Below are 26,211 nucleotides of genomic sequence, written 5' to 3'. Positions count from 1 at the left end.
GTTTCAGATCAACCGGGCCCGCTCCCCTGTGAAGACGTTTGCATCGCTCGTCCCGCGCGCCGGTCGCCTGTCGCGGCGCGCCTTCCACGCCGCCGCGCTCGGCGCGGCGCTCGCGCTGAGCGGCGTCGCCGCCGCGCAGTTCCGCGTCGAGATTGCCGGCGTCGGCGCGACCCAGCTGCCGATCGCGATCCCCGCGTTCCGGGGTGAGGCGGCCGCCGCCCAGCCGATCTCGCGCATCGTGCGCGCCGATCTCGAGCGGAGCGGCGCGTTCCGCATCGTCGACGCGCCCGGCGCTCTCGACGAGACCAGCCAGCCGTCGATGAGCGAATGGCGCTCGCGTGCGGTCGACGCGCTCGCCGCCGGCTCGGTGTCGCGCCTCGCCGACGGCCGTGCCGACGTGCGCTTCAAGCTGTGGGACGTGGTCAAGGGCGCCGAACTCGCCGGGCAGAGCAACGCGGTCGACCCGAGCGACCTGCGCCTCGCGGCGCACCGCATCGCCGACACCATCTACGAGAAGCTCACCGGCGAGAAGGGCGTGTTCTCGACCCGCATCGCCTACGTCACGCGCGGCGGCGGGCGCTACACGCTGCGCGTGGCCGATGCCGACGGCGAGGGCGGGCAGGTCGCGCTCAACAGTGCCGAGCCGATCATTTCGCCGGCATGGTCGCCGAACGGGCGCGAGCTGGCGTACGTGTCGTTCGAGAAGCAGAAGGCGGTCGTCTACACGCAGGACGTCGGCAGCGGCGCGCGCCGCGCGATCGCCGACTTCAAGGGCTCGAACAGCGCGCCGGCATGGTCGCCCGACGGGCAGAACCTCGCGGTCACGCTGTCGCGCGAAGGCGGCTCGCAGATCTACCTGATCAGCCGCAACGGCGGCACGCCGCGCCGCGTGACCAACAGCCAGGCGATCGACACCGAGCCGGTGTTCTCGCCCGACGGCGCGTCGATCTACTTCGTGAGCGACCGCGGCGGCAGCCCGCAGATCTACCGCACGCCGGTCAGCGGCGGCGCGGTCGAGCGCGTCACCTTCAGCGGCAGCTACAACATCAGCCCGGCGATCAGCCCCGACGGCCGCACGCTCGCGTACATCAGCCGCTCGGGCAACGCGTTTCGCCTGTGCACGCTCGACCTCTCGGCCGGCGGTGCGCAGCCCAACGTGCTCACCGACACCAGCGACGACGAGAGCCCGAGCTTCGCGCCGAACGGCCGGCTCATCGTCTACGCCACGCGTGCCGGCGGCCGCGACGTGCTGATGACCACCACGCTCGACGGAAAGATCAAGGCCCGGCTCACCTCGTCGAACGCCGACGTGCGCGAGCCGGTTTGGGGCCCTTACGGGCGCTGACGATGCGCATGAAGCGCACGAACACTGAACGAGGACTCGCACCATGAACACCACCTCTCTCTTCAAGCTGCGCACGCTGACGCTGGCGGTCGCCGCCGTCGCCCTGGCCGGCTGCTCGTCGGTCAAGCTCGACGACAAGCCGCCGGTCGAGTCGCGCGACGCCTCGGCGACCAGCGGTGCCGCGGGCGGCGCAGGCAGCGGCGCCAATGTGGGCGGCGCGAACTCGCAGAGCCGCATCGCGTCGGTCGACCTGACCCGCAACGCGAACAACGACGCCGCCAACAGCAACGTGCCGCGCGTCGTCTACTTCGATTTCGACAGCTTCGTCGTCAAGGACGATTACCGCCCGGTCGTCGAGGCCAACGCGCGCCTGCTGTCGCAGAACCGCCAGCGGCGCGTCTCGATCGAGGGCCATACCGACGAGCGCGGCGGCCGCGAGTACAACCTCGCGCTCGGCCAGAAGCGCGCCGAAGCGGTTGCGCGCTCGCTGCAGCTGCTCGGCGTGCCCGAGTCGCAGGTCGAGGCGGTGAGCTTCGGCGAAGAGCGTCCGGCGGTGCAGGGCAGCGACGAAGCGGCGTACGCGAAGAACCGCCGTGCCGAGCTGAACAGCCGTTGAGCACGCGCACGATGACGACGATGCGTGCGCGCTGGCCGGGCCCGGTCGCGGCGCTGGCGCTCGCGCTCGGCACGCTGGCTGCGCCGGGCGCGCACGCCGCGCTGTTCGAGGACGACGAAGCGCGCCGCGCGATCCTCGACCTGCGCCAGAAGGTCGATCAGATCGGCGAGCAGCAGCGCGCGCGTCAGGCCGAGGCGATGACGCAGCTCACCGAGCAGATCACGCAGCTGCGGCGCAGCGTGCTCGAGCTCAACAACCAGATCGAGCTGCAGCGTGGCGAGACGGCGAAGCTGCGCGGCCAGAACGAGCAGCTCGCGCGCGAAGTCGCCGAGCTGCAGCGCAAGCAAACCGACGTGCTGCAGGGCGTCGAGGAGCGCATCCGCAAGATCGAGCCGCAGAAGGTGACGCTCGACGACCGCGAGTTCACCGCCGACCCGGAGGAGAAGCGCGCCTACGACGAGGCGCTCGCTGCCTTCCGCCGTGGCGAGTTCGACCGTTCGGCGACGGCGCTGCAGGCGCTCCTCAAGCGCTATCCGAGCTCCGGCTATCGGGACGCCGCGCTGTTCTGGCTCGGCAACTCGCATTACGGCAAGCGCGAGTACAAGGAAGCGGTCGGCGCGTTCCGCTTGCTGGTCACGCAGTTCCCCGAGAGCCCGCGGGCGCCCGAGGCGCTGCTCGCGATCGCCAACTGCCAGGCCGAGCTGAAGGACACCAAGGCGGCACGTCGCACCATCGACGAGCTGCTCAAGGCGTACCCGAAGTCGGAGGCCGCGCTCGCCGGCCGCGAGCGCCTCGTGTCGCTGAAATGACGCCCGAGCCGGGCGCGCTCGACGCGCCCGACCTCGAGCGCCGCTTCAGCGGGCTGGCGCGCCTGTATGGCGCCGACGCGTACGCGCGCATCCGCCAGCTGCACGTGGCGGTGGTCGGCGTCGGCGGCGTCGGCTCCTGGGCTGCCGAGGCGCTGGCGCGCAGCGGCATCGCGAAGCTCACGCTGATCGACCTCGACCAAGTCTCGGAGTCGAACATCAACCGCCAGGTGCAGGCGCTCGGTGTCACGGTCGGGCAGGCCAAGGTCGACGCGCTGCGCGCGCGCATCGCCGACATTCATCCGGGCTGCGACGTGCGCACGATCGAGGAGTTCGTCGACGAGACGAACTGGCCGGGCCTGGTGACCGACCGGCCCGACGCCGTGATCGACGCCTGCGACCAGGTTCGTGCCAAGGCCGCGCTCGGCGCCTGGGCGATCGCCGAGCGCGTGCGCCTCGTCACCGTGGGCGCTGCCGGCGGCAAGCGCGAGCCGCACAAGGTCGACGTCGACGATCTGGCGCGCGTGACGCACGACGCCCTGCTGGCGTCGCTGCGACAGCGTCTGCGCAAGTTCCACCGCGCGCCGCGCACCGGCCGCATCGGTATCCGCTGCGTGTTCTCGCGCGAGCAGGCGGTGCCCGGCGGCGAGACGCAGACCGATCGCAGTCTCAACTGCCACGGCTACGGTTCGAGCGTCGCCGTGACCGCGACCTTCGGCATGGTCGCGGCAGGGCTGGTGCTGGCCGACAGCTGAATGCATGACGCCGGTCGCGTCGTGCAGGCATGGCGTGCAAGCGCATCGCACCCGCGCCGCGCGGCTTGCGGCTGGCGCTTCTGCTTGCGAGCGGCCGCAGTCCGCCTGGGGAGCAGCTCGTCGCGATCGCCGGGCTGCCCGGTGCGGGTTCTTGCCGAGGCTCATCCGGAGCCTGCTAAGATCGCGCGCTTGCCTTCCGGCGAAAGCGAACGCCACGGCCCCGATATAATCGTCGGCTCAGCGGGTTGTTAGCTCAGTTGGTAGAGCAGCGGACTTTTAATCCGTAGGTCGTGGGTTCGAGCCCCGCACAACCCACACCACGGCCGTCCGGCGGTTGCGGTACACCGAAGAAATTCGGGCTCTTAGCTCAGTTGGTAGAGCAGCGGACTCTTAATCCGTAGGTCGAGTGTTCGAGTCACTCAGGGCCCACCAAGACATCGAGGGGTCAGCTCATTCAGGCTGACCCCTTGTTCTCTTGGCATTCCGCTACGTAGCCGAGAACGTCGCAGCCGATCCGTCGGTGCCGAGTCGCGAACGCGTGCCGCAGCCAGTGCCAGCGGGAGTGTTCGATGCAGGCGCGCTCCACCGGGGTCGTGCAGGCCCTGATCACGCAAGCTGATGGCGCGGCATCGACGCGTCACCCCGCCGTCCGCAGCGACGGGCGCTATTTCGCGTAGACCAGGTCGCGCAACTCGAGCGAGATGCCGGGCACGTAGGTGATCACCATCAGGCAGGTCAGGATCACCAGCACAAACGGGATCAGGTAGGGAACGATGCGGTCCAGCGAGATTCGCGCGACCGTGCAGGCCGCGAACAGGTTGACGCCGAACGGCGGCGTGACCATGCCCAGTGCCAGGTTCACGACCATGACGAGTCCGAAATGCACCGGATCGATGCCGAAGTGCTGCGCCACCGGCGCGAGGATGGGCGCCAGCACGATGATCGCCGCGCTGGTCTCGATGAACATGCCGATCACGAACAGGGCGACATTGACTCCCAGCAGGAACATCGCCGGGGACTGCAGCACCTCCTGCAGCCAGCGGCCGATGGCGTCGGGCACGCCGGCGCGGGTGATCAGGAAGGCGAACAGGCCGGCATTGGCGATGATGAACATGATCACTGCCGACGACACCACCGACTTGCGCAGCACCGCGTACAGGTCGGTCGGCCGGATCTCGCGATAGATCAGCGTGCCGACCACCAGCGCGTAGAGCACCGCCACCGCCGACGCCTCGGTCGGCGTGAAGACGCCGCCATAGATGCCGCCGAGGATGATCACCGGCATCAGCAGCGCCCAGCCGGCGCGCCACGTGGCCGTGCCGACCGCGAGCCGGCCCTCGCCATCGTTCTTGCCCAGCTTCTTGAACTTGCAGTAGACGTAGACGAAGGCCATCAGCGCCAGGCTGATCAGGATGCCCGGGCCGAAGCCGGCGATGAACAGCTCGCCGATGGAGACCTCGGCGCTCACGCCGTACAGGATCATCGGGATCGAGGGCGGAATGATCACGCCGAGCTCGGCGCTGGTGGCCTGCAGCGCGGCCGCGTAGCCGACCGGGTAGCCGTGCTTGATCAGCGCAGGGATCAGGATCGCGCCGATCGCGAAGGTGGTCGCCACCGACGAGCCCGAGACCGCGGCGAAGATCATGCACGTCAGCACGCAGGTCATCGGCAGCCCGCCCTGCACGCCGCCGACCAGGCTCTTGGCGAAGTCGACGAGCCGGCGCGAGATGCCGCCGGTCTCCATCAGATTTCCAGCCAGGATGAAGAAGGGGATGGCCGCGAGCGGAAACTTGTTGATCGCGTTGAACATCTCCTTCACGGAGATGAGCATGTTCGCGTTCGAGGCCTGGATGCCGAGCACCGCGGCCAGGCCGATCGAGACGGCCACGGAGATGGTGAGTGCGAAGCACACCACCATCGTGGTGATCATGACCGGCGTCATTGGGCCGTCTCGAGTTCGTTGCGTTTCGGGTCGATCAGGTTGGCCACGATGCCGATGACGCAGAACACGCCGCCCACCGGCAGCGCGGCGTAGGCCCAGAACATCGAGATCGATTCGAGCCCGGCCATCGACTGCACGCTGCCGCGCCGTGCGTAGTCCGATCCCCACCAGATGATGACGCCGACCAGGCTCAGCGACGCCAAGCACACGACCCAGTCGAGCACCCGGCGCACCTGAGGTGGGCTCCAGCGGTAGAGCACGTCGACGCTCACCATCGCGCCCTGGCGAAAGGCCGTCGGAATGCCCATGAACACCATCCAGATCAGGCTGACGCGGATCAGGATCTCGGACCACTCCGCCGGTTGCTCGAGCACGAAGCGCGTGATGATCTGGAACACGCCGAGCGAGGCGGCGACCACCAGCATGCCGCAGGCGATCGCCATCGCGAGCGCGGTGGTCCAGCGGTCGAGCGCGAGAAAGGCGGATTTCATCGGCAACACCGGGGCATTCGGGCGACACGCGCGTGCGAGTCAGGCCGCACGGGCGCCGGCCGCCGCGAGGCGTTCGCGGCGGCAGGCGAGACACGCACCTACTTGAACTCGCGGATCTTGTCGAGGTTGGCCTTGCCGAACTGCTTCTCGAACTCGGCGCTGACCGGCGCCAGCGCGGCGACGAACCTCGCCTTGTCGACGCTGTCGATGACGGTCATGCCCTTGGCTCGCAGGTCGGCCACGCCGCGCGCGTCGTCCTCATCGACACGGGCGCGGTTGGCCCTGATGGCGACTTTCGCGGCCTCGAGGAAGGCCTGCTTGTCGGCGGCAGGGAGCCTGTCGAACGCGGCCTTGTTCATCAGGAAGATGCAGGGCGAGTAGACGTGTCCGGTCAGCGTGAGGTGCTTTTGCACCTGATCGAACTTGGCCGAGATGATGACCGGCAGCGGGTTTTCCTGGCCGTCGACCGTGCCCTGCTGGAGAGCGGTGAACACCTCCGGGAAAGCCATCGGCGTGGTGACGATGCCGAAGGCCTTGTAGGCGGCGATGTGCACCGGGTTCTCCATGGTGCGCATCTTCAGGCCCTTCAGATCCTCGGGCGTCTTCACGTCGCGCTTGCTGTTGGTCATGTGACGGAAGCCGTTCTCGGCCCATCCCAGCGCCTTGAAGCCCTTGGCGTCGAACTTGCCCAGCAGGTCCTGGCCGATCGGGCCGTCCAGCACGGCGCGCGCGTGGGCCTTGTCACGGAACAGGAAGGGAACGTCGAGGATCTTGGTATCGGGCACGAAGTTCGGCACCGGGCCGGTCGACGTGAACGTCAGTTCCTGGGTGCCGAGCTGTACCGCCTCGATCGATTCGCGCTCGCCGCCGAGCGCGCCGTTGTAGAAGGTCTCGACCTTGTAGCGACCGTTGGTGCGCGCCGCGACTTCCTTCGCGAAGGTATCGATCGCCACGCCCTGGTGCGAGTTCTGCGCGGTCGAGATGCTGATCTTCATGGTCGTCTGCGCGAGGGCCGCGCTTGCGATGCCGAGGCCGAAGATCAGGCCTGCCGCCAGTTGGCTCAGTCTCATGGGATGTCTCCTGGTGGAAATACGTGCGGGCGAAGGCCGTTGAGGCGACCACAACTATGCCGCATGGCGGCGCTCGGCCGTCAGCGAGCAAACGCGCGCCGATTCGAGGGGCGGCGGGCGGCCGAGGCGAGCTGGCGGCTTGGCCGAACGCCTAACGGTCGTACCGCAACTTCGGGTACCAGTCCGTCCCGCGTCCCTCGGGCGTCCAGTCGAGCACATTCCAGAGCGGCGTCGGATCCGGCGCCAGGTGCGGGTCCTGCCCGGGGTCGGCGGTCTCGGGGCCGCCTTCTGCGGCCCAGAACAGGCGGACGGTCTCGCCCTCGCGCTGCCACACGAACACGCCGGCGCCTTCGTCCCCGTCGACGAGCGTCCGATAGTCGCGGGCGAAATCGTCGCCGATCGTCTGGTAGAAGTTCAGGTGCGACCAGCCGCGCTCGCGCGCGAAGGCCAGCTGCCGGGCGACCGGCGAGCGGCCCACGATCGCCAGTGCCAGCCGCTGCTCGATGTCGGGCGCCGGAATGTCGAGCGAGCCGACGAAGGAGGTGCACATCGGGCAGGGCCGCTCGCGCTCCGGGCCGAACATCCAGAAGTAGGTGAAGAGCGTGTCATGCTCGCCGAACAGGTCGACGAGCCCCAGTTCCTTGCCCTCGGCATCGAGGAACCGGTAGTCTCGGGCGACGCCCCCCGGCGGCAAGGCGCGGCGCATCGCGGCAACCCGGGCAATGTGTCGCCGCAGCTCGATCTCCTCGGCAAGCAGGGCGGTGCGCGCCTGACGGTACTCACGGCTCTCGTTGGGAAAGGGCTTGCTGCCCGAGGCTGCCATCTCGGCAGCGGGTTTCAGGGTCGACATCGTCTTCACTCCTTCGTCTGCCCAAGTGGATCGGTCATTGGCATCCGCGCCGCGACGAGACGGCGCGTTCATCGCGAATCTCGGCGCCGAGGGGCCGCCGCGGGCGGCGTTCGCGTTCGCGGCCGCAGCGCCACCGATTCGACTTCGGTTCGCGTGCGCGCACGCGGCAGCGACTTCTAGCGCCGTTCGTCGAACACGACCTCGAAGCCCCCGAAGATCATGCGCGCGCCGTCGAACGGCATGTCCATGTCGTCCATGCGAGGGTCCTCGCGCATCTTCTTCACGGCGGCGTCACGAACCTCCCTCGACGGATACTCGATCCAGGAGAAGACGACGCTTTCGCCCTCCTGCGCCTGCACGGCTCGCAGGAAGTCGGTCTGCTTGCCTGCGGGAACGTCGTCGCCCCAGCATTCGACGTGGCGGGTCGCGCCGAACTCCCGGAATAGCGGCCACGCCGCGGCAGCCGCTGCGCGGTAGCGCTCGCGGTTTTCGGTGGGGACGGCGAGAACGAATCCTTCTACGTAGTTCATGCGTGCCTTTCAGGTCGGATCAGCCGGCGGACCGCCGGCATGGTTTGGTCGAACGGCGCGAGCCCGATTCGACAGCGTGCGGGTAAACGCGGAGCGCGACGTCCACGCGGAGGTGCGTGCGGACGGGGCCACTCGAGCCGGAGAACGCCCGCGAATCTCCAAAATCGAGGCGACGACGTCGTGAGCGTCGCCGCGCCAGGCGAGCTCGCCCGCGGACCATGAACCGCCGTGTCGTGCGCCGCGCAACAGATCCCCTGTCAAACGCGCCGGGTCTGCCGTGCCATAGCGCACGCTCGACCGCCAGGGCCGACCGAAGGCCGATCCGGTCACACCCGGACACCGACACTCGCGCGGCGCGTGTGCGCCAAGGCGGTCGATGTGAGTGGGGTGAGCGTGGTGACCAGGACGGTGCATGTCGATCTGATTCGCGCGGTTCCCCTGTTCTCCTGGGTGACGGACGAGCAGGCCCGCGAACTCGCGGAGGGTGCGACCCGGCGACGCTTCCGGCGCGGTGAAAACCTCGTCGAGCAGGGTGGCAAGAGCGGCGCGCTCTTCATCCTGCTGAACGGCAGCGCGCGCGTGCTCGCCGCCGATCGCCGCGGCCGCGAGGTCAGCCTCGCCGTGCTGCGCCACGGCGATCCCGTCGGCGAGATGAGCCTGATCGACGACGAGCCGCATTCGGCGACGGTACGCGCCGAGGTGCAAACCGATGCGCTGGTGCTCGGCCGCGCCGAGTTCATGCGGCTCCTGCCCGGCGACACGAGCCTCGCGCACGCGCTCATGCGCGGCCTGGTGCAGCGCCTGCGCGGCGCCAACGAGCAGATCCAGTCGCTGGCGCTGCTCGACGTCTACGGGCGCGTCGCCCGGGCCTTGCTGTCGATGTCCGAAGTGGTCGACGAAGGCAGGGTCATCCGCGAGCGCGTCTCGCGCCAGCGGCTCGCCGAGATCGTGGGAGCGTCGCGCGAGAAGGTCGGCCGCGTGATGAAGGAGCTCGAGGCCAACGGCGTCGTCCACCTCGACGCGCGCGGCTGGTTGACCTTGCGCGACGGGATGCAAGCCGGCAGTTCCGGCAGGCGATCGCTGTACTGACGCGCTCGGCAGGTCGCCTGCGGGTCATCGACGCGCGAAGCGCTGGCGTTCACTCGGCCTTCACGCCGCCTTGCTGCACGATGGCGGCCCAGGTCCGGCGCTCGCGCTCGAAGAACGGCTTGAATTCGGCCGGCGTCATGGTGTGGACTTCGGCACCCTGCGACACCAGCCGCTCGCGGACCTCGGGCGAGCGGATGATGCGGATCAGCTCGGTGCCCAGGCGTTGCACGACCGCCGGCGGCATGGCGGCCGGCGCCAGCACACCTTGCCAGGTGCCGGACTCGAAGTCCCTGACGCCTTGCTCCGCGATCGTCGGTACGCTGGCGAGCAGCGGCACGCGCTGCCGCCTCGAGACGCCGAGCACCTTCAGCTTGCCGGCCTGCACCTGGGGCAACGTCGCCAGCATGCCGTTCATCAGGACCTGCGTCTGTCCCGCGACCGTATCGCCGATGGCTTGGGCGCCGCCCTTGTAGGGGATGTACTGCCACTTGGCGCCGGTCGCCTTCTCGACCGCGATGCCCGCGAGATGAGGAGCGCTGCCGATCGCGGTCACGGCGAAGTTCAGACGCTCCTTCTGCGACAGCGCGACCAGTTCCTTCAGGTTGGCGGCGGGCACGGACGGGTGGACCACGAGCAGATGCGGCGAGTACGCCAGCATGGCGACGCCGCGCAGGTCGGTCGATGGGTCGAACGGCAGCTTGTTGTAGACCGAGGGCGTGATCGCGAGCGCGCCCACGTCGCACAGCAGGATGGTATGGCCGTCGTTCGACTTGACGACGGAGTCGGTGCCGGTATTGCCGTTCGCCCCCGGCCTGTTCTCGACGATGACGGTGGTCTTGAGCGCTTCGGCGAGGGATTGGCTGATGGCCCGCGCGATGATGTCGGATGAGCCACCCGGCGAGTACGGCACGACGATGCGCAGCGGCTTGCTCGGCCAGTCCGACTGGGCAGAGGCGCTCGCGCCCAGAAGCGAGACCGCGAAAAGCCCGCAGAGCTTGATCAAGGTCAGGCGGCGCATGAACGTTCCTTTGCGGTGGCGGAACGCGATTGTGCGGGCCTGCGGAGCGGCGTCGCAAGAGGCGTCGCCCTTGTGCGCAACCGGGTGTATGCGCTCGATCCCACCTTGGCGTCACGCCCGGCGACGCGGGGCTCCGGCTCCGCTCCAGCGGTGCCCTGTCGGGCCCGCACGGGCTAGATGCCCGTGGCGTCGCGTCCCTTGAGCCCGAGCATGCTGCGAGCATCGTCCGGCGTCGCGATCTCGAGCGACAGCTCTTGCAGGATGCGGCGGATCTTGCGCACCTGTTCGGCGTTCGATCGGGCCAGGCTGCCCCGATCGAGGTAGAGGCTGTCCTCGAGACCGACGCGCACGTTGCCGCCGAGCACCGCGCCCATGGTCAGCAGCGACATCTGGTGGCGCCCCGCGCCGAGCACCGAGAAGCGGTAGCCGCCGCGGCCGAACAGGCGATCGGCCGTGGTCTTCATCATGACGACGTTCTCGGGATCGGCGCCCATGCCGCCGAGGATGCCGAAGATGCTCTGGATGAACAGCGGTCCCTGGATCAGCCCGGCGTCCACGAAGTGCGCCAGCGTGTACAGGTGACCGACGTCGTAGCACTCGAACTCGAAGCGGGTTCCGCAGTCCTCGCCCAGCACCTTGAGGATGTGCCGGATGTCGCGGAACGTGTTGCGGAAGATGAGGTCTTCCATGCCTTCGACGTACGGCTGCTCCCAGTCGTAGCGCCACTCCGCGTACTTGCGCGCCACGGGGTGGATCGTGAAGTTCATCGAGCCCATGTTGAGCGAGCACATCTCGGGCTGGGCCTTGAGCGGGTAGGCCAGACGCTCCTCGAGCGTCATTCGCGTGCTGCCGCCGGTGGTGATGTTGATCACCGCGTCGGTGGCATCGCGGATGCGCGGCACGAAGCGGTCGAACACCGCCGGGTCGGCGCTGGGTCGGCCGTCGACGGGGTCGCGTGCGTGCAGGTGCAGGATGGCGGCGCCGGCCTGTGCCGCCTCGATCGCCTGCTCGGCGATCTGCTCGGGCGTGAGCGGCAGGTGCGGCGACATCGTCGGCGTGTGCACCGAGCCGGTGACGGCGCAGGTGATGATGACCTTGTCGGAAGCGCTTGCCATGGAGGTTCTCCCTGCGGCCGGGGTGTGGCGGACGATGCGAATGGTCAGACCGCCAGCCACTGCGCCAGCAGGTCGCGGTCTGACTCGAGCTGCTGCGGCGATCCCTCGAAGACGATGCGGCCGTGGCCCATCACGCACACGCGGCTCGAGACCTTGAGCGCGATGGCCAGCTTCTGCTCGACGAGCACCACCGAGAGGCCCTTGCGATGCATGTCCTGGATGCACTCGCCGACCTGGGCGACGATCTTCGGCGCCAGGCCCTCGGTCGGCTCGTCGATCAGGATGGCGAGCGGGTTGCCGAGAAGCGAGCGGCAGATCGTGAGCATCTGCTGCTCGCCGCCCGACAGGTTGCCGGCGCGCGTCGAGCGCCGCTCCTGCAGCTGCGGGAAGTAGTCGAACATCTCCTGGATGCTCCAGCGGTGCGCCCCGGCGACCGGCGGCTGCTCGCCCATGCGCAGGTTCTCGTCGACGGTGAGGTTGGCGAAGACCTCGCGCTCTTCCGGAACAAACGCCAGGCCCGCGCGGCAGATCGCGTGAGGGCTCGCTCCCGCGAGCTGCCGGCCCGCCAGCGTGACCGTGCCGGCGCTCGGCGGCACCAGCCCCATCATCGCCTTCAGCGTCGTCGAGCGACCCGAGCCGTTGCGGCCGAGCAGGCTCAGCACCTCGGCGCGGCCGACCTCCAGCGTCACGCCGCGCAGGATGTGGCTCTTGCCGTAGTGGGCGTGAAGGCCCTCGACCCGCAGCAGCGGAGCGGCCGCGCCGGTGCCCGCGGCGTTCATGCCGCGACCTCCTCGCCGAGATAGGCTTCGCGCACGCCCTGGTGGTTGCGGATCTCGTCGGGGGTGCCGGTCGCGATCACCTGGCCGTACACCAGGACGCTGATGCGGTCGGCGAGCGAGAACACGACCTCCATGTCGTGCTCGACCAGGAGCAGCGCGCGGCCGGCGGTGACGGCGTGGATCAGCTCGAGCGTGTACTGCGTCTCCTCGGTCGACATGCCGGCCATCGGCTCATCGAGCAGGACCAGCTTCGGGTCGCAAGCCAGCGTCATTGCGAGCTCGAGCGAGCGCTGTTCCGAGTACGACAGCTCGCCGGCCAGCGTGGTCGCGCGAGCCTGCAGCCGCACCTGCTCGAGCAGCGCCTGGGTCCTGGCGCGGATGCTGGCCAGCCCTTCGATGCGACGCCAGAACGTGTACTGCACGCCGTCGCGCTGCATGGCGGCGATGCGCACGTTCTCGAACACGGTCAGCTTCGGGAAGATGTTGGTGATCTGGAACGAGCGGCCGAGCCCGCGCCGGTTGATGCGTTGCGGGCTCCAGCCGGCGATCGCCTGGCCGTCGAACACGATGCTGCCGGCGCTCGGCGCGAGGTTGCCGGAGATCAGGTGGAACAGGGTCGACTTGCCGGCGCCGTTGGGGCCGATCAGCGCGTGCCGCTCGCCGGCCTGAACGTCGAGGTCGACGCCGCGGATGATCTCGGTCGGGCCGAACGACTTGCGCACGCCGCGCAGCGACAGGATCGGTGGACTCATGGCGCGGCGCTCGACGAGGCGGCGCGGGCGATCGGCTCGGCCGCGGCGGGTGAGCTGCGTGCGACCAGCGCCGCATGGCGCAGCCGCGCGAGCCACGCCAGCGCGGCACCGGCTGCCAGCAGGGCGGCCGGCACCAGCCAGGTGAGCGCGGCCGTCGGCGCCCACGCGCGTCCGAACATGCTGATCGGCGGCAGGGCCGGTGCCATGCGCGCGAGCGCGCGGTAGTCCTGCGAGAAGAGCCGCTGCGCGGCCTCGACGACGAAGACGGTTCCGGCCGCCAGCAGCAGCGTCGCGCCGATGGCGAGCACGACCAGCGGCAGCACCGCCATCGCGCCGTGACGTTCCACCAGGCGCGCCGTGGTCGAGCCCAGCCCGGTCAGGCCGGTCGGCAGCACCATCATCACCAGCACGAAGAGGATGCCCTGGTAGAGCAGCCACGACTGCGTCGCGTCCGAGACCGCGTAGCTGAAGAACGTCATCAGCGCCGCGCCGAGGGCGGGGCCCAGGAAGGTGCCCACGCCGCCGATGTAGCTGTTCAGCACCACCGATGCGGACACGCCCGCATCGAAGACGACGTAATTGACGGCCTCGTTGCTCAGGGTCTGCAGGGCGCCGGCGATGCCCGACAGCATCGCCGACAGGGCGAAGGCGGAGACCGCGAGCCCGTGCGAGTCGTAGCCGAGGAAGCGCAGGCGCTGCGGGTTCTCGCGCAGCCCGAGGGTCAGGCGGCCGAGCGGTGTCGCGGCATGCGCGTAGAGCACCGCAAGCCCCAGCAGCACCCACACGAGCGTCAGGTAGTAGACCTGCTCGGTCGAACCGAAGCTCAAGCCCCAGGCCGGCATGCGCATCGACGAGATGCCGGACTCGCCCCCGAACCAGCCCTTGAGCTGCGGGGCCAGCGCATGCAGCAGCTCGGCAATGGCCAGGGTGATCATCGCGAACGTGGTGCCGCTGCGCTGCGTCGCGAACCAGCCGGCGACGACCCCGAACGCAAGGCCCGCCAGGGCGCCGACGAGCGGCAGCAGCGGCGTCGGCAGAAGGCCGCTGCCGCCGAGGGCGTTCATCGCGTGCACCGTCGCGAATGCGCCGACGCCGAAGTACGCCGCATGGCCGAACGAGAGCATGCCCGCACGCCCGCTCAGCAGGCTGTACGCGCAGGCGAAGAGCGCAGCGATCAGCATCTGGATCGCCGCGTTGAGGAGCCCTGCGGGCAGCAGTGCCGGCAGCGCCGCGAGCAGGGCGACGCCAGCGCCCGCGATCGGCAGCAAGGAGCGCCGCGTCATCAGGCGCGCTCGCCCATGAGCCCCGAGGGCCGCAGCAGCAGGACCAGCAGCATCAGGGCGAACGGGATCGTCGCGGCCAGGCTCGACAGCTTGAGCGTGAGCAGGCCGCCCACGCCGCGCGCCCAGTCGCCGGCGCCCACCAGCGCCGCGAGGTCGGCAAGGCTGACGTCGATGCCCACCGCCAGCGAGGTGAGCACGCCGATCAGCAGCGAGGCGAGCATCGCGCCGCCGAGCGAGCCGAGCCCGCCCACGACCACGACGACGAACACCGTGACGCCGATCTCGAGCGCCATGTTCGGGTTGGTGGTGTAGAAGGCACCCGCCACCGCGCCGGCGAGCCCCGCGAGCGCCGCGCCGATCCCGAACACGCCCATGAAGACGAGCTGGACGTTGTGGCCGAGCGCCTCGACCATGCGCGGCCGGTAGATCGCCGCGCGCACCACGATGCCGACCCGGGTGCGCGTGAGCAGCAGGTAGATCGCGGCGAACATCGCGATCGCGATCGCCCCCATCAGCACCCGGTAGACGGGGTATTGCTGGCTGCCGATCGCAAACGCCGAGAAGTCGAGCGCGCGCGGCACCCGGTAGTCGACCGGATAGTTGCCGAAGAACAGCTTGATCAGCTCGGCGATGATGAACGACAGGCCGAACGTGAGCAGCAGCTCGTGCGCGTGCCCGTGGTGGTGGACCCGGCGCAGGAAGCCGCGTTCGACGATGACGCCGACGGCGCCCACGAGCAGGGTCGCCAGCACGACCGCCGCGCCGAACCCGAGCAGCCCCTGCAGCGTGTACGCGAAGTACGCGCCGAGCATGTAGAACGACGCGTGCGCGAAGTTGAGCACGCCCATCATCCCGAAGATGAGCGTCAGACCGGCCGACACCATGAACAGCAGCAGGCCGTAGATCACGCCGTTCAGGACGGCGAAGATGAAGGTCTCCACGGCTCAGGAGCGAGGCTCGGACATCAGGATCGCCGGGTGGCGCGCGGCGACGCTCAGGACGGGCGCTGCATCTTGCAGCTCGCCTGTGCCGGCGCCGCCGCCTGCTCGGCCGAGAACACCTTCACCGGCTTGAAGCCCAGATCGGTGCCGTCGGCCTTGAACCGGGCGTCCTTCGAGACCATCGACACCACCATCGGCATCAGCGCCTGATGGTCCGCCGCGCGCACGCTCATCTCGCCCATCGGCGTGGCCAGCCTGGTCGATTCGAGCGTCTTTGCGAACGTGTTGACGTTGAGCGCGCCGCCTTCGGGCTTGGTGCGCTTGAGCGCCTCGGCCACCATCTCGAGCCCGAACACGGTCTGCGGCTCGATGAAGACGGGAACGTGCCCCATCTTGGCCTTGTAGTCGTCGACGAAGCGTTGCCCTGCCGCACCGGCCGCCTCGGGGTTGAAGGTGTGCGCGATGAAGTGGCCAGCGGCCAGGTCGCCGGCGTTGGCGATGTTGCCGGGCTGATCGAGGAACACGGTGCCAAAGCGCGCCTTCAGGCCGGCCGCCTTGGAGGCCTTCATGAGCAGCAGCAGGTCGTTCGACCAGTTGCCGGTGATCACCGTGTCCGCGCCCGATGCGCTGATCTTGGCCACGTACGGCGCGAAGTCCTGGATCTTGTTGACGTCGTGCAGCGTCTTGTCGACGACCTTGTAGCCGCCGGCCGCCGCATTGGCGACGATGGCCTGCTCCATGTCCTGGCCCCACGAGTAGTTCTGGTTGATCGAGTACACCTGCGTGCCGAGCGCGTTGGCCTGCTTCATGCCCTCGACCATCGCCTTGACGCGCATCTGCGCGTTGCCGGCGAACCGGAAGTGGTGGAAGTTGCACTTCTCGCCGGTGAGCTCGAGCGCCTCGGCCCCGACGTTGATGTACACGAGACCCTTGTCGGGATTGCGCAGGTTGTGCTTGCGCACGTCCTCGGTGATCTGACCGCCGATCGCCGAGGAGGCACCCTGAACGACGATCTGCACGCCATCGGCGATCGCTGCCTTGAGCTTGTCGGAGGCGCCCGCAGGACCCCCCTGGTTGTCGTACTCGACCAGCTGCACGGGCTCGCCGTTCCAGCCGCCGGCGGCATTCAGCCGGTCGACCGCATAGCGCACCGCGGCCCGGTAGGCCTGTCCGGTCGACGCCTGCGGACCCGAGAGCGTCTCGAGGACGGCGATCTTTACAGGGGCGGCCTGCGCAAGGCCGGAGAACAGAAGGCCGGCGGCAAGTCCGGTGCGAAGAAGGGGGGTGTGAAGCATCGTGTCTCCAGCTAGAGGAATGGCGGCTCTGGTCGCCGCTGTTTTCAGAGGTACTCGACGTTGCCGTCGATGCTGATGGCCTGACCGGTGAGGTTGCGGGCCGCGGGCGTGCAGAGAAAGAGCGCGAGTGCCGCCACGTCGTTGGCGGTGACCATCCGGCGCAGCGAGATCTTCTCGAGGTAGCGCTCGCGCATGGCGTCGACGCCGATGCCCAGGGCCTCGGCACGCGCCGCGATCACGGCGTCCATGCGGGGGCCCTCGACCGTTCCCGGAAGGATCGCGTTGGCGCGAATGCCGCTCGGCCCCAGCTCGATCGCCAGCGACTTCACGAGGCCGACGATCGCCCACTTGGTCGACGCGTAGGGTGTCCGGAACGGGTAGCCGAGCCTGCCGGCGACCGACCCCATCGCGATCAGGCAGGGACTTGCGGTCGACTGCCGGAGCAGCGGCACCGCGCGGCGCGCGAAGTAGTACTGGCTGTTGAGGTTGACGTCGACGGTGCGCTCCCACGCACTGGCGTCGATCGACTCGATCGGCCCGGTCGGGCCGGCGATACCGGCGTTGCTGACGAGAACGTCGAGGCCGCCGAGCGTGCCGCGCACGTCGTCGAACACCAGGTCGACGTCGGCCGCGACCGACGCGTCGGCCATGCTGGCGGTGATCGCCGGCGTCTCCGCCGTGAGGCGATCGAGCGCCGCGCGGTCGACGTCGCACACGTGAACGCTCGACCCTGCCTCGTGGAAGGCGCGTGCGATTGCCGCGCCGATGCCTGCTCCGCCCGCTGTGACGAGGACCCGCAGGCCGGCAGCGGGACGAAGGGAGTCGAGGATGGACATGGGTGGGTGCGGACGCTCGTTGCGGGCAGCGCACCCGAAGCCGGTGCGTTGCGTGCAGGCAGTCTCGCCAGACGCATGGCCGAACCCAATGTCATGCGCGCACACATGCAGCGCCAATTCGATGTTCTCGCATCCCCCCGACCTGCCTCGACCGACACCGGCCTCTGCTAGCCTTCGACGCTGATGCGGCGACTCGTGCTTTCTCGTTGCCGCCTTGCCGAAGGAAGGTGATGGGTCAGGTCATTCGCATGGACAGCAACGAGGCGCCGGTCCGTGAGCTGATCGAACTTCTGCACCAGGGCGCGCCGGCCGACGAGTTCGCCCGACGACTCGCCGACGTCGATGCATGGCCCGTCGCAAGCCCGGGGAGGTCCGAGATGGTCGAGACCGTGCGCATGGCGATGGCCGTGCGCAACCGTCTCGAGCTGCAGCAGGAGCGCGAGCGCGGGCTGCTCGCCGTGATCGAGTCGGCGCAGGACCTCTCGAGCCGGCTCGATCTGCAGGGCCTGCTCAGCGCGATCGTGTCGCGGGCGCGCAACCTGCTCGGCTCCGACCTCGCATGGCTGTCGACCTACGAGGCCGATCCGGACGAGTTCCACGTGCTGGTCGTGGACGGCGCGTTGAAGCAGAGCACGTCGGCGATGGTCGCGCGCCGCGACCGCGGGGTTGCCGGCCTCGTCATGTCGACCCGGCTGCCGTTCACGACGCCCGACTACCTGGCCGATACGCGCTTCGCCCACGATTCGCGGCTCGACGATGCGTTCCGCGAAGAGGGCATCGCCGCACTGGTGGGCGTGCCGCTGATCTGGAACGGCGACGTCATCGGTTTCCTCTTCGTCGCCGATCGCTATCACCGCATGCACACCGCGCAGAGCATCTCGATCCTGTGCACGCTGGCGACTCACGGAGCGGTCGCGCTCAAGAACGCACGCGACTTCGAGGGCGTGAGCGCGGCGCTCGCGCGTGCCGACGAGTCGCGTGCCGAGCTGGAGCGGCACCTGCGCAACATCCAGGCCGCCGCGGACGCGCACGAGCAGATCATGTCGCTGCTCGCGCGCGGTGCCTCGCTGGCGACGCTCTGCCAGTCGATGGCCGAGTTGCTGCGCGGCAGCGTTCTGGTGCTCGACGAGGCCGCCGTGATGGTCAGCAAGGGCTCGGCGAGCGGCTATGCCTCGGACGCCATGAACCGCTACGCGCCGCACGCCGAGCACAGCGCCGACCTGATGCGGGCGATGCGGGTCAGCCGCGAGAGCGGGCGATCGGTGGTCGCGTTCGAAGCCGCCGGCGAGACGTGCCGCGTGATGGCGGTGATCGGCGGCGACGACATTCTCGGATCGGCGCTGCTGTTCCATCGCGACGGCCTGGAGGAGGTCGCGATCCGGACGTTCGAGCGCAGCGCGAGCGTCATCGGCGTCGTGCTGCTGTCCCAGCAGCGCATGGAAGCGACCCGCAACCGCAACGCCTCGGCCCTGCTGCGGTCGCTGGTGTCGCCGCGCCAGGACGACCCGGCCCTGCTGGCCAACCGCGCCGAGCAGCACGGCATCGATCTCGCGAGGCCGGTGTCGCTGGTGCTGGTCGAGATGGACGGGGCGCGTGCGGGTTACGCCGCGCGCCGCTTCGGGAGCCTGACGCCGCTCGCGCAGGCGCTGACCGACGACATCGACGGCGTCCTGGTGGTCCTGTGTGCGGCCAGTCGAGCCGCCGACGTGCGGCAGACCGTCGCGACGTGGATCGAGCAGGAGCTCCGCTGCGGGCATCGCGGCGTGGTGTCGCGCCCGGTCTCGGCGCCCGCCGAGATCCCGGCGCTCTACGCAACCTTGCGACGTGCCCTCGGCGTGCTCGGCCGCATGGGCGTGCACGGTCAGATCCTCGGCCAGGACGAGCTCGCGATCTATTCGACGCTGTTCGAGACGCACGACCGCGCCAGCCTCGCGAACTTTCTCGACGCCAGCATCGGTCCGCTGCTCACGCACGATCGCAAGCGCGGCTCCGAGCTCGCCGCCACGTTGCTGGCCTACTTCGACTGCAACCAGAATGCGAAGACGACCGGACAGCGGCTCGGCATTCACGTCAACACGGTCCGGCAGCGCCTCGCCTCGATCGAAGACCTGGTCGGCCACTGGGGCCAGGCATCGCGTGCCCTCGAGCTGCACATTGCGCTGCGGCTGTGGAGCCTGAGCGGGCCTGCGTAGCAGCGCGCGCCGGAGCCGCACCCAGCTCCCACGCCCGAGCCGACCGAAGCGTCACCCGCCTTCTCGATCGGCTTCCGGACGCCGCCGCGTGGCGCCAGCGAGGGTTTTCGCGATGGCCGCGCCTCACATCGGCCGCCCGTTCGCGATGTGCCGGCCCGACATTGAAGCGGTGCGAGGCTCGCACCGAGACTCCGTGAAGGCCCGCGCTCGCCGGGCGAACGACGACACGCACGGAGACGACATGCAGTTGAAGAGGTGCTGGACCTATCTCGGGCCGCTCGCGGCGCTCGCCCTGGTCGCGGGCTGCGGAGGTGGCGGTGGTGGTGACGACGACGAGCCGGCGCCGCCGCCGGCTGCCGTGCCGCTGGCATGCGCGCAGCTCGCCGGAATGGTCATACCGGCCGCAGCGATCGGTCTGCCGACCAGCGGCGGCACCGTCACGACCGCCGCGGTCGTGGCGGCGAGCGGTTCCGGCGCGACCGCCGTTCCCGAGCATTGCCTCGTCAACGCCAGCATCGCGCCGGTCGACCCTGCCGCGCCCCGCATCCTGTTCCGCGTCGCCCTGCCGACCACGTGGAACACCAAGGTCGTCATGCTCGGCGGTGGCGGCTTCGACGGCTCGATCCCGAACGTCGTCGGCAACGTCCCGCAAGGTCCGACCAATGCGGCGACGCCGCTCGGCCGCGGCTACGCGACCTTCGCGAGCGACTCGGGGCACCAGGCCAACGCATTCGGCTCGCAGGACGCCTCGTCGTTCAGCAACGACGAGGCGCTGCGCAACTTCGGCGGCGACGCGCTCAAGAAGACACGCGATGCCGCGGTGTTCCTGATCAAGGCACGCTACGCGTCCGAAGGCCCCAGCAAGGCGTACTTCGCCGGCGGCTCGACCGGCGGCCGCGAGGCGCTCGCCGCCATCCAGCGCTGGCCGGCCGACTGGAACGGGGCGATCGCCTGGTACCCGGCGTGGAACGACTTGGCCGCCCTGCTCGCCGGCCAGAAGGTCAACCGCATGCTGTCGCAGCCCGGCGCCTACCCGAGCCTTGCCAAGCGCGGCCTCCTGCTGCAGGCATCGCTGCAGGCCTGCGACGGCCTCGACGGCGTCGTCGACGGGGTGGTCAGCAACCAGGTCAAGTGCAACGCCACGTTCGATCCGGCCACCGCCACGATCAACGGGGCGCCCTTGCGCTGCCCGGGTGGCGCTGACACCGGCAACACCTGCCTGTCGGACCTGCAGATCCAGGTGCTGAAAACGTTCGAGAGACCGACCCGCTTCAACTTCCGGCTCGCCAGCGGCGAGACCGAGTACCCGGGATTCAACGTGTGGGGCAGCGATCTCGGCCGCACGACGACATCGCCGCTGCAGCCGACGATCAACTTCCTGGCCTGGGGCAGCGTGGCGCCGGGCGAGCCGATGCCGACCAGCGGGGGCCCTTACGTGGGGCTCTTCCTCGACCAGTTCGTGAAGTACGCGGTGACGCGCGACCCGAACTTCCGCTCGCTCACGCTCGACCCGGAGAACCCGGGCCCGTGGGCCGGCCGCCTCAGCGAGCTCAGCACCCAGCTCGACACCAGCACCGACATCTCGGCGTTCGTGGCGCGTGGCGGCAAGCTGCTGCTCGCGCACGGCCTCTCGGACGTGCTGGTGGCGACGCGCGCCACCGAGCAGTACTACCAGCGGCTGCAGGCGCAGATGGGCCCGGCGTTCGTCGACACCTTCGCGCGCTACTATGAGGTGCCGGGCTTCGGCCACGCGGCGAGCAGCGTGTTCAACGCGACCTGGGACTCGCTGACCGCACTCGAGAACTGGGCCGAGAAGGGCACCGCACCGACCAACCAGGTGACCACCGACACCGCCGGCGTGCCGGGCCGCACGCGCCCCTTGTGCGACTACCCGAAGTGGCCCCAGTACCGCGGCACCGGCGACGTCAACCTGGCGGCATCGTTCGTCTGCGTGAACTGACGCCTGTGCGTGCCGCGGCGTTCCCCGTAGGGCTGCACGTGTCGACGCGAGCTCTCGTCTCGCGTCTCGCTTCCGCAGTATCCATCGTCCGAGGGAGTCACTCATGAGCTGTCGCAAACTCCTCGCTGCCGGCGTGCTTGCGCTTGGCACCTTGCTCGGTACGGGCGTGGGCGCCGCCCCCACCCGTTACGAGGTCGGTCCCGAGCTGGTGACGAACGGCGGCTTCGAAAGCGGCAATTTCAGCGGCTGGAATGCCAGCTTCGATCCGACGCTCAGCGGCGTCGACGGTGTCGCGGCGCACAGCGGCAGCTTCGGCGCCTACTTCGGTGAGATCGGCACGCCCGGAACCCTCGTGCAGTCGCTCGCCACGTTGCCCGGCAGCTACTACAACATCCACCTCTGGCTGCGCAGCGACGGGCAGCGCCCGAACTCCTTCGACGTGCTCTGGGGCGGCCGTAGCGTGTACAGCGTCCTCGACGTGGCGGCGTCGGCGTTCACCGAGATCGTGCTCGATCCACAGGCGAGCTCAGCGCTGACGACGCTGGAGCTGCGCCTGCGCAACGACAGCGGCTTCTTCGAGATCGACGACATCTCGGTGCGCCAGCTGCCGGAGCCGATCACGCTGGCGCTGGTCGGCCCCGGGCTGTTCGGCCTCGCGCTGGCGCGTCGCCGCAAGGTCGGCGAAGCGAAGCCAGCCGCTGCCTGAGCACCGGCGCCCGGGTGCGTGCACCGGCACATGGAGGCAGGCGCGACCGCCGCTCCAGTGCACCGCAGCGCCACCGCCGGCTCGTCGCCACCGTTCTGCTTTCCCGTTGGAGACCTCGGTATGAACCTTCTGCAAACGATCTTGCTCAGGGCGTTCGGCGTCGCCGCATTGGCGCTGACCACGTCGGGCGCGTTCGCGGTCGCCCTCGAGCCGCCGCAGATCGTCTCGAGCGTCACGGTCCCTACCGACAAGGGACCGGTGACCGGCGCGGCATCGGCGACGATGAACATGTTTCTTGGCATCCCCTATGCCGCCCCGCCGGTGGGCGCGCTGCGCTGGCGGGCCCCGCAGCCGAGCACTGCGTGGCCGAAGCTGCGCGCGACCCGGTTCGCCAACCACTGCCCGCAGCTTCCCGGCCCCTACGGGCTCGCCGGCTCCACCGAGGACTGCCTCTACCTGAACGTCTACGCGCCCAACGCAGGGCCGGGCCGTCACCCGGTGATGATCTATATCCATGGCGGGTCGAACAAGGTGGGCGAGAGCGATGCGCTCGATCCGACGGATCTCGTTGCGCAGAACGTGGTCGTGGTCACGATCAACTACCGGCTCGGCGTGCTCGGTTTCCTTTCTCATCCGGCGCTCAGCGCCGAGTCGCCGGACCGCGTGTCGGGCAACTACGGCATCCTCGACCAGCAGGCGGCGATGCGCTGGGTCCAGCGCAACATCGCCAATTTCGGTGGCGATCCGAACAACTTGACGCTTTTCGGCGAGTCGGCGGGCGGGCTTGACATCCACACGCATCTCGCGTCGCCGCTGGCCGCCGGGCTGTTCCACCGCGCAATCGTTCAGAGCGGCGCCTACGCCGTGAACCAGAGCTCAATGGCCGCGAACGAGAACCGCGGCAATGCGTTCGGCGCGCGCTACGGGTGCCCGGCCCCCACAACGGTCGACTGCCTGCGCTCGATCTCGGTTGCGAATGCGCTGGCCGAGCCGGCGAGCACGGCGATATCCGGCCCGGTCGTCGACGGCGTCGTGCTGAACGAGACCATCAACGCGGCGTTGGCCTCCGGGCGGTTCAATCGCGTCCCGGTGATGGAGGGATCCAACCGCGACGAATGGCGCCTCTTCGTCGGCACCACCGAGCTGGCAACCGGCACCCCGCTCACTGCCGAAGGCTATCCGGCGGCCATCACGGGGACGCTGGGCGTCACTGGGGCGACGCGTAACGCCATCATTGCCGAGTACCCGCTCGTCAACTATGCGAACCCCTCGTTCGCGTTTGCCGCACTCGTCACCGACACGGTGTATGCCTGCAGCTCGCGCAAGGCGATCCGGCAGATGGCCAACTTCGTTCCCGTTTATGCCTACGAGTTCAACGACCCGGATGCTCCGCAGACGTTCCTGCCGCCGGTGAGCTTTCCCTATGGCTCGGCGCATGCCTCCGAGCTCAACTACCTCTTCAAGCTGCGACCTTCGATCCCCGACCCGGTGCCTCTGAACGCCAACCAGCGACTGCTGTCGCAGGCGATGGTTCGGTACTGGACCCAGTTCGCGCGCCAGGGCAACCCCAACTCGGCAGCGACGCCACTCTGGCCTGCCTACGACAGCGCAACCGACCAGCGCCAGTCGCTGACGCCGCCGACGCCCTATACCCAGTCGAGCTTCGCCGTCGATCACCACTGCGCGTTCTGGGCTCCGGGCACCTGACGGCGCACCGCAACCGGAATCCAGTTCTTGGCCTCGAGGTCTTCAAGGCGGCTGCCCGGGAGTAGGCGTTGCACCTCCACCGGCGGGTGCATCAAGGCCCGCGCCAGTTGCTCGGGGTCATGGTCGACGCGCCGGGCAACACCAAGCGCCGCTGACCCGCGCCGCGAGCGAACCTCCCGCATTGGCGCGGCGACGGATTGCCCGATGCAGGTCGACGCTCTAAGCTGACTCACCAACCTCGCCATGCGAGCAGGCGACACGTGACGGCGACGAGCCGTCAGCATCAATTGACATGGAGACAAACTTGAACGGATTCATTTCGAAGGGCCGTGCCGCCGTGCTTGCGGCGGCCATCGCAGGAGTCGGGCTGATGGGGTGCGGAGGCGGCGGCGGAGGCTCGGACGACGGGCCGAACCTGGTCCGTGCCACCGAGTACGGGCAGGTCGAAGGCGTGACCGAAAGCGACACGGCCGCGCTGTCGTGGCGCGGCGTGCCGTTCGCCAAGGCGCCGGTCGGCCCGCTGCGCTGGCAGCCCACGCAGGCGCCCGATGCCTGGACCGGCGTGCGGCCCGCGAAGGAGTTCACCGAGGCGTGCACGCAGATCGGCGGGCTGTTCGGGCCGGCGCCGAAGGGCAAGGACTACAGCGCCGTATGGGAGACGTTCTACAAACCGATCGGCTCGGAGGACTGCCTCTACCTGAACATCTGGAGCCCGGCGGCCGACGCGACCAAGCTGCCGGTCATCGTCTTCATCCACGGCGGCAGCAACGTCGTCGGCGCGTCGTTCGACCCGCTCACCGTCGGCGGCAATCTCGCGAAGAACGCCAACGCGGTGGTGGTGACCGTCGCCTACCGCCTCGGCGTGATGGGCTGGTTCGCGCACCCGGCGTTCAACACCGGCGACCCGCTGCGCGACTCGGGCAACTTCGCGCTGCTCGATCTCATCCAGTCGCTCAAGTTCGTGAAAAACAACATCGCCAATTTCGGCGGCGACCCGGGCAACGTGACGATCATGGGGCAGTCGGCCGGCTCGACCAACGTGAACGCGCTGATCGTCTCGCCGCTCGCCACGGGCCTCTTCCACAAGGCGGTGTCGCTGAGCGGCGGCGTGGGCGGCAGTGCGCCGGCCGCGGCGGTGAACAAGGCCAACGCGTTCATCAACGCGCTGCTGATCAAGGACCGGCTCGCCACCGACAAGGCGTCGGCCGACGCGTACCGGAACGCTCAGACCAGTGGCTGGATCCGCAACTACGTGATGTCGAAGAGCGCGGCCGACCTCTACAACATCCAGGTCGACCCGACCGGCGGCAAGTGGGGCACCGGCTCGCGCACCTTCGAACCGGGTTCGACCAGCGCGACGCTGTGGTCGACGGTGGCGCCGATCCTCGACGGCACCGTGATGCCGGCCAACGCGACCACCGCGATCCGCAACGGCAACTTCAGCAAGGTGCCGCAGCTCGTCGGCAACACGGCCGAGGAGGGCAAGCTGTTCTCGTCGGCGTTCCGGGTCGACGACTACACCCGCGTGAAGTGGATGAACGGCACCTACCTGGGCACCACGAGCGGGCTCAAGCTCGAGGACGTCGTCGACGCGAGCATCGTCTCGCCGCTCACGCCCGAGAACTACGACATCTACACCTTCAACAACGCCAATCGCGTCAGCCCGGCGCCGAGCATCACCACCGCGACGTTCTGGGCGCTTTCGAACTCGAGCAACACCGCGTACTACCCGCAGGTCCCGATCTACGCATACGACTTCAAGTGGAACGAGGAGCCCGCGCCGTGGAACCAGGTCTACGGCGCGTGGCACACGGGCGATCTGGCGTTCATCTTCGGAAACTTCACGCTCAACCTGCAGGCGTTCGGCTGGAGCAAGGCGAACGAGCCCGGGCGTCTGGCGCTTTCGAAGCTGATGCAGCAGAGCCTTGCCGCGTTCGTCCGCACCGGCGACCCGAACACGCCCGCGCTCGGCGTGAAGTGGGAGCAGTGGACGCCGACCGCGCCGCGCCGCGTCGCGTTCGACGCCTCGCTGACCCAGGCGAGCGTGACCGAGGAGTAGGCCTCGCCGTTGCATCGCGGCGCTGACGCGAAGCAGCGGCGTGGGCATCGGGCCACGCAAGCGTGCCGACACCC

23 protein-coding genes and 2 tRNA genes are annotated in these 26,211 nt (G+C 69.2%); 12 read left to right on the top strand and 13 right to left on the bottom strand.

What is annotated here, in order from left to right:
* Nucleotides 1–28: 28 nt before the first annotated feature.
* The 6 genes from tolB (at nucleotide 29) to HQN59_RS05960 (ending at nucleotide 3,954) form a co-directional block, all read left to right on the top strand.
* Nucleotides 29–1,345, top strand: coding sequence for a Tol-Pal system beta propeller repeat protein TolB (gene tolB, locus HQN59_RS05985; protein ID WP_425342690.1), 1,317 nt, complete (start codon nucleotides 29–31; stop codon nucleotides 1,343–1,345).
* Between the two features lie 43 nt (nucleotides 1,346–1,388).
* Entirely contained in the window at nucleotides 1,389–1,961 is a 573-nt protein-coding gene (pal, locus tag HQN59_RS05980; protein WP_176067056.1) for a peptidoglycan-associated lipoprotein Pal, read from the top strand.
* 11 nt (nucleotides 1,962–1,972) lie between these two features.
* Complete coding sequence (ybgF, locus tag HQN59_RS05975; RefSeq protein ID WP_176067054.1) at nucleotides 1,973–2,770, top strand: tol-pal system protein YbgF; 798 nt, start codon at nucleotides 1,973–1,975, stop codon at nucleotides 2,768–2,770.
* Nucleotides 2,767–3,522: a tRNA threonylcarbamoyladenosine dehydratase gene (locus tag HQN59_RS05970; protein ID WP_176067052.1), complete on the top strand. Its 756-nt coding sequence runs from the start codon at nucleotides 2,767–2,769 to the stop codon at nucleotides 3,520–3,522. Before ybgF ends, HQN59_RS05970 begins: the two co-directional genes overlap by 4 nt.
* A gap of 242 nt (nucleotides 3,523–3,764) precedes the next feature.
* A tRNA-Lys gene (locus HQN59_RS05965) sits at nucleotides 3,765–3,837 on the top strand.
* A 41-nt stretch (nucleotides 3,838–3,878) separates the two neighbouring features.
* Nucleotides 3,879–3,954 (top strand) — tRNA-Lys (locus HQN59_RS05960).
* Between the two features lie 232 nt (nucleotides 3,955–4,186).
* Here HQN59_RS05960 and HQN59_RS05955 read toward each other — a convergent pair.
* The 5 genes from HQN59_RS05955 to HQN59_RS05935 all read right to left on the bottom strand — a co-directional run bounded on the left by HQN59_RS05955 (nucleotide 4,187) and on the right by HQN59_RS05935 (nucleotide 8,405).
* The gene (locus HQN59_RS05955; protein ID WP_176067050.1) at nucleotides 4,187–5,464 is read right to left on the bottom strand and encodes a TRAP transporter large permease; all 1,278 of its coding nucleotides are present in this window, start codon (nucleotides 5,462–5,464) and stop codon (nucleotides 4,187–4,189) included.
* The gene (locus HQN59_RS05950; protein WP_176067048.1) at nucleotides 5,461–5,955 is read right to left on the bottom strand and encodes a TRAP transporter small permease; all 495 of its coding nucleotides are present in this window, start codon (nucleotides 5,953–5,955) and stop codon (nucleotides 5,461–5,463) included. Before HQN59_RS05950 ends, HQN59_RS05955 begins: the two co-directional genes overlap by 4 nt.
* A 98-nt stretch (nucleotides 5,956–6,053) precedes the next feature.
* The gene (locus tag HQN59_RS05945; protein WP_176067046.1) at nucleotides 6,054–7,025 is read right to left on the bottom strand and encodes a TRAP transporter substrate-binding protein; all 972 of its coding nucleotides are present in this window, start codon (nucleotides 7,023–7,025) and stop codon (nucleotides 6,054–6,056) included.
* Between the two features lie 151 nt (nucleotides 7,026–7,176).
* The gene (locus HQN59_RS05940) at nucleotides 7,177–7,875 is read right to left on the bottom strand and encodes a DUF899 family protein (protein WP_176067045.1); all 699 of its coding nucleotides are present in this window, start codon (nucleotides 7,873–7,875) and stop codon (nucleotides 7,177–7,179) included.
* A gap of 176 nt (nucleotides 7,876–8,051) precedes the next feature.
* Entirely contained in the window at nucleotides 8,052–8,405 is a 354-nt protein-coding gene (locus tag HQN59_RS05935) for a DUF1428 domain-containing protein (protein WP_176067044.1), read from the bottom strand.
* A gap of 378 nt (nucleotides 8,406–8,783) precedes the next feature.
* On the opposite strand from HQN59_RS05935, the gene HQN59_RS05930 reads away from it, so the two are divergent.
* Entirely contained in the window at nucleotides 8,784–9,494 is a 711-nt protein-coding gene (locus HQN59_RS05930; protein ID WP_425342689.1) for a Crp/Fnr family transcriptional regulator, read from the top strand.
* A gap of 49 nt (nucleotides 9,495–9,543) precedes the next feature.
* Here the strand turns inward: HQN59_RS05930 and HQN59_RS05925 are convergent, their stop codons facing one another.
* The 8 genes from HQN59_RS05925 to HQN59_RS05890 form a co-directional block, all read right to left on the bottom strand.
* Nucleotides 9,544–10,512 carry a Bug family tripartite tricarboxylate transporter substrate binding protein gene (locus HQN59_RS05925; protein ID WP_176067042.1) on the bottom strand — a complete coding sequence of 323 codons (969 nt, stop codon included), beginning with the start codon at nucleotides 10,510–10,512 and terminating at the stop codon, nucleotides 9,544–9,546.
* A gap of 173 nt (nucleotides 10,513–10,685) precedes the next feature.
* Entirely contained in the window at nucleotides 10,686–11,627 is a 942-nt protein-coding gene (kce, locus tag HQN59_RS05920) for a 3,5-dioxohexanoate:acetyl-CoA acetone transferase (protein WP_176067040.1), read from the bottom strand.
* A gap of 44 nt (nucleotides 11,628–11,671) precedes the next feature.
* Complete coding sequence (locus tag HQN59_RS05915; protein WP_176067038.1) at nucleotides 11,672–12,406, bottom strand: ABC transporter ATP-binding protein; 735 nt, start codon at nucleotides 12,404–12,406, stop codon at nucleotides 11,672–11,674.
* Nucleotides 12,403–13,158, bottom strand: coding sequence for an ABC transporter ATP-binding protein (locus HQN59_RS05910; RefSeq protein ID WP_176067037.1), 756 nt, complete (start codon nucleotides 13,156–13,158; stop codon nucleotides 12,403–12,405). Before HQN59_RS05910 ends, HQN59_RS05915 begins: the two co-directional genes overlap by 4 nt.
* On the bottom strand, nucleotides 13,155–14,441 hold the full coding sequence (locus tag HQN59_RS05905; protein WP_176067035.1) for a branched-chain amino acid ABC transporter permease: 1,287 nt from the start codon (nucleotides 14,439–14,441) through the stop codon (nucleotides 13,155–13,157). Before HQN59_RS05905 ends, HQN59_RS05910 begins: the two co-directional genes overlap by 4 nt.
* A complete protein-coding gene (locus HQN59_RS05900) occupies nucleotides 14,441–15,382 on the bottom strand; it encodes an ABC transporter permease subunit (RefSeq protein WP_176067033.1) in 942 nt (313 codons plus the stop codon). Before HQN59_RS05900 ends, HQN59_RS05905 begins: the two co-directional genes overlap by 1 nt.
* A gap of 53 nt (nucleotides 15,383–15,435) precedes the next feature.
* The gene (locus HQN59_RS05895; RefSeq protein ID WP_176067031.1) at nucleotides 15,436–16,677 is read right to left on the bottom strand and encodes a branched-chain amino acid ABC transporter substrate-binding protein; all 1,242 of its coding nucleotides are present in this window, start codon (nucleotides 16,675–16,677) and stop codon (nucleotides 15,436–15,438) included.
* Nucleotides 16,678–16,721: 44 nt separating this feature from the next.
* Nucleotides 16,722–17,513, bottom strand: coding sequence for an SDR family oxidoreductase (locus HQN59_RS05890; protein WP_176067029.1), 792 nt, complete (start codon nucleotides 17,511–17,513; stop codon nucleotides 16,722–16,724).
* Between the two features lie 230 nt (nucleotides 17,514–17,743).
* On the opposite strand from HQN59_RS05890, the gene HQN59_RS05885 reads away from it, so the two are divergent.
* The 5 genes from HQN59_RS05885 (at nucleotide 17,744) to HQN59_RS05865 (ending at nucleotide 26,137) form a co-directional block, all read left to right on the top strand.
* Nucleotides 17,744–19,705: a helix-turn-helix domain-containing protein gene (locus tag HQN59_RS05885; RefSeq protein WP_176067027.1), complete on the top strand. Its 1,962-nt coding sequence runs from the start codon at nucleotides 17,744–17,746 to the stop codon at nucleotides 19,703–19,705.
* A 241-nt stretch (nucleotides 19,706–19,946) separates the two neighbouring features.
* Complete coding sequence (locus tag HQN59_RS05880; RefSeq protein WP_176067025.1) at nucleotides 19,947–21,665, top strand: tannase/feruloyl esterase family alpha/beta hydrolase; 1,719 nt, start codon at nucleotides 19,947–19,949, stop codon at nucleotides 21,663–21,665.
* 103 nt (nucleotides 21,666–21,768) lie between these two features.
* On the top strand, nucleotides 21,769–22,371 hold the full coding sequence (locus HQN59_RS05875; protein WP_176067024.1) for a hypothetical protein: 603 nt from the start codon (nucleotides 21,769–21,771) through the stop codon (nucleotides 22,369–22,371).
* 120 nt (nucleotides 22,372–22,491) lie between these two features.
* Complete coding sequence (locus HQN59_RS05870; protein ID WP_176067023.1) at nucleotides 22,492–24,078, top strand: carboxylesterase/lipase family protein; 1,587 nt, start codon at nucleotides 22,492–22,494, stop codon at nucleotides 24,076–24,078.
* Between the two features lie 304 nt (nucleotides 24,079–24,382).
* Nucleotides 24,383–26,137 (top strand): carboxylesterase/lipase family protein, encoded by a 1,755-nt coding sequence (locus HQN59_RS05865; protein WP_176067021.1) that lies wholly within the window; start codon nucleotides 24,383–24,385, stop codon nucleotides 26,135–26,137.
* Nucleotides 26,138–26,211 lie beyond the last annotated feature (74 nt).

This window comes from Rhizobacter koreensis (assembly GCF_013366375.1).
Lineage (GTDB): Bacteria > Pseudomonadota > Gammaproteobacteria > Burkholderiales > Burkholderiaceae_C > Schlegelella_A > Schlegelella_A koreensis.
Note: the sequence above shows the minus strand (reverse complement) of the source record. Positions and strands in the feature narration are given on the sequence as shown.

Excerpts from the sequence above, each read along its gene's own strand:
- pal (WP_176067056.1), top strand. The coding sequence starts at position 1,389 with ATGAACACCACCTCTCTCTTCAAGCTGCGCACGCTGACGCTGGCGGTC.
- ybgF (WP_176067054.1), top strand. The coding sequence starts at position 1,973 with ATGACGACGATGCGTGCGCGCTGGCCGGGCCCGGTCGCGGCGCTGGCG.
- HQN59_RS05970 (WP_176067052.1), top strand. The coding sequence starts at position 2,767 with ATGACGCCCGAGCCGGGCGCGCTCGACGCGCCCGACCTCGAGCGCCGC.
- HQN59_RS05955 (WP_176067050.1), bottom strand. The coding sequence starts at position 5,464 with ATGACGCCGGTCATGATCACCACGATGGTGGTGTGCTTCGCACTCACC.
- HQN59_RS05950 (WP_176067048.1), bottom strand. The coding sequence starts at position 5,955 with ATGAAATCCGCCTTTCTCGCGCTCGACCGCTGGACCACCGCGCTCGCG.
- HQN59_RS05945 (WP_176067046.1), bottom strand. The coding sequence starts at position 7,025 with ATGAGACTGAGCCAACTGGCGGCAGGCCTGATCTTCGGCCTCGGCATC.
- HQN59_RS05940 (WP_176067045.1), bottom strand. The coding sequence starts at position 7,875 with ATGTCGACCCTGAAACCCGCTGCCGAGATGGCAGCCTCGGGCAGCAAG.
- HQN59_RS05935 (WP_176067044.1), bottom strand. The coding sequence starts at position 8,405 with ATGAACTACGTAGAAGGATTCGTTCTCGCCGTCCCCACCGAAAACCGC.
- HQN59_RS05925 (WP_176067042.1), bottom strand. The coding sequence starts at position 10,512 with ATGCGCCGCCTGACCTTGATCAAGCTCTGCGGGCTTTTCGCGGTCTCG.
- kce (WP_176067040.1), bottom strand. The coding sequence starts at position 11,627 with ATGGCAAGCGCTTCCGACAAGGTCATCATCACCTGCGCCGTCACCGGC.
- HQN59_RS05915 (WP_176067038.1), bottom strand. The coding sequence starts at position 12,406 with ATGAACGCCGCGGGCACCGGCGCGGCCGCTCCGCTGCTGCGGGTCGAG.
- HQN59_RS05910 (WP_176067037.1), bottom strand. The coding sequence starts at position 13,158 with ATGAGTCCACCGATCCTGTCGCTGCGCGGCGTGCGCAAGTCGTTCGGC.
- HQN59_RS05905 (WP_176067035.1), bottom strand. The coding sequence starts at position 14,441 with ATGACGCGGCGCTCCTTGCTGCCGATCGCGGGCGCTGGCGTCGCCCTG.
- HQN59_RS05895 (WP_176067031.1), bottom strand. The coding sequence starts at position 16,677 with ATGCTTCACACCCCCCTTCTTCGCACCGGACTTGCCGCCGGCCTTCTG.
- HQN59_RS05890 (WP_176067029.1), bottom strand. The coding sequence starts at position 17,513 with ATGTCCATCCTCGACTCCCTTCGTCCCGCTGCCGGCCTGCGGGTCCTC.
- HQN59_RS05885 (WP_176067027.1), top strand. The coding sequence starts at position 17,744 with ATGGGTCAGGTCATTCGCATGGACAGCAACGAGGCGCCGGTCCGTGAG.
- HQN59_RS05880 (WP_176067025.1), top strand. The coding sequence starts at position 19,947 with ATGCAGTTGAAGAGGTGCTGGACCTATCTCGGGCCGCTCGCGGCGCTC.
- HQN59_RS05875 (WP_176067024.1), top strand. The coding sequence starts at position 21,769 with ATGAGCTGTCGCAAACTCCTCGCTGCCGGCGTGCTTGCGCTTGGCACC.
- HQN59_RS05870 (WP_176067023.1), top strand. The coding sequence starts at position 22,492 with ATGAACCTTCTGCAAACGATCTTGCTCAGGGCGTTCGGCGTCGCCGCA.